We start from the raw sequence: 1,827 nt of genomic DNA, 5'->3' as shown, positions 1-1,827 counted from the left end.
ACGACCGCTTTAAACGTTGCGCCCGAAGGCGGGTTGATCTTACCGGTCAAGGGCTCTCCCTGGCCTCTTGCTGACGGCAAGCTATGTGTCGGCACGGTATAAGAGCGCCCGGTAGAATCAATAAACACGACACCTTGATGACTCTTACCTTTGGCCGATAAAGCGTAGCCATCACCCGACTTATAATTCAGCCCTGCCGGATCAATATCATGACCTTTAGCCGATCTCACCCAACCTTTCTCTGACAAGACAACCGTCACGGGTTCAGATGAAATCAAATCAGCTTCTGAGAAAGCTTTTGCTTCTTGCCGCTCAACGATTGGGGAGCGACGATCATCGCCGTATTTTTCTGCATCCGCCAATAATTCTTCTTTAATCAAGGCCTTCATCAAAGCTGAAGAACCTAGGATTTTCTTCAATTCTTTACGTTCTTTTTCAAGTTCTTCCTGCTCGGCACGAATCTTCATTTCTTCAAGTCGAGCGAGCTGTCTCAACTTGGTATCCAGAATATAGTCTGCCTGAACTTCAGTCAGATTAAAGCGAGCCATTAACACAGCTTTTGGCTCATCTTCTGTTCGAATGATATGGATTACTTCATCGATATTCAGGAAGGCGACCAATAGCCCATCCAAGAGGTGTAGTCGCTTCTCGACTTTATCGAGCCTAAATTTAAGTCTACGCGTTACGGTATCTGTTCGATAACTAAGCCACTCAGTTAAAATAACCTTCAGGCCTTTCACTGCCGGGCGGCCATCGATACCAATCATATTCAAGTTAACACGATAGGTTTTTTCCAAATCGGTGCTTGAATAAAGGTGACCCATTAAAGATTCAATATCAACGCGGTTAGAACGTGGAACAATTACTAAACGGGTTGGGTTTTCATGGTCAGACTCATCTCGTAAGTCGGCAACCATTGGCAGCTTCTTCGCCTGCATTTGCGAAGCGATCTGCTCCAGTACTTTAGCCCCGGAAGTCTGGTGCGGTAATTCACTTACCACAATATCGCCGTTTTCCTTGTGGTAAATTCCACGCATACGAATCGAGCCTCTGCCCGTTTCGTAGATATTCAATAACTCAGTACGAGGCGTCACGATCTCGGCACCAGTAGGATAATCCGGCCCCAGAACATTCTCAGCAAGCTGCTCATTGCTGACACTGCTGTCATCAAGTAAGCGAATACAAGCACTCGCCACTTCCCTAAGGTTATGTGGTGGAATATCAGTTGCCATACCCACGGCAATACCCGTGGTACCGTTTAATAGCAAATTAGGTAAGCGTGCTGGCAGAGTTTTAGGTTCATCCATGGTGCCATCAAAGTTTGGCGCCCACTCTACGGTGCCCTGACCTAACTCAGCTAAAAGTGTATCTGCGTAAGGAGCCAGCCTTGACTCGGTATATCGCATCGCAGCAAAAGACTTCGGGTCATCCGGAGAACCCCAGTTTCCTTGTCCGTCAATAAGGGGGTAGCGATAACTGAAGGGCTGCGCCATCAAGACCATTGCCTCGTAACAAGCACTGTCTCCATGAGGGTGAAACTTACCCAAGACATCACCCACCGTACGAGCAGACTTTTTGTACTTGGCTGTCGCCTTCAAGCCCAATTCGGACATAGCGTAAACGATTCTACGCTGGACAGGCTTCAAGCCGTCCCCAACATGTGGCAATGCACGATCAAGAATGACGTACATTGAGTAGTCTAAATAAGCTTTCTCGGTGTATTCACGAAGCGAAACCTGTTCAACTCCGTCTTCAAAAGACATAATTTCGTTGGTCATGGTTACCTTTTTTAATTAAGGACTCTATAAAAAGCGGCCAGTTTTATAA

At 46.8% G+C, this 1,827-nt stretch carries 1 protein-coding gene; it reads right to left on the bottom strand.

Going from position 1 to position 1,827, the window contains the following annotated elements; translation table 11 throughout:
• Window positions 1-1,778, bottom strand: a 1,778-nt coding sequence (parC, locus tag A3766_RS24505; protein WP_068643148.1) for a DNA topoisomerase IV subunit A, incomplete at its 3' end; no start/stop codon positions are given.
• Window positions 1,779-1,827: the final 49 nt, after the last annotated feature.

This window comes from Oleiphilus sp. HI0132, from assembly GCF_001635845.1.
This window is presented reverse-complemented; position numbering and strand designations above follow the sequence as displayed.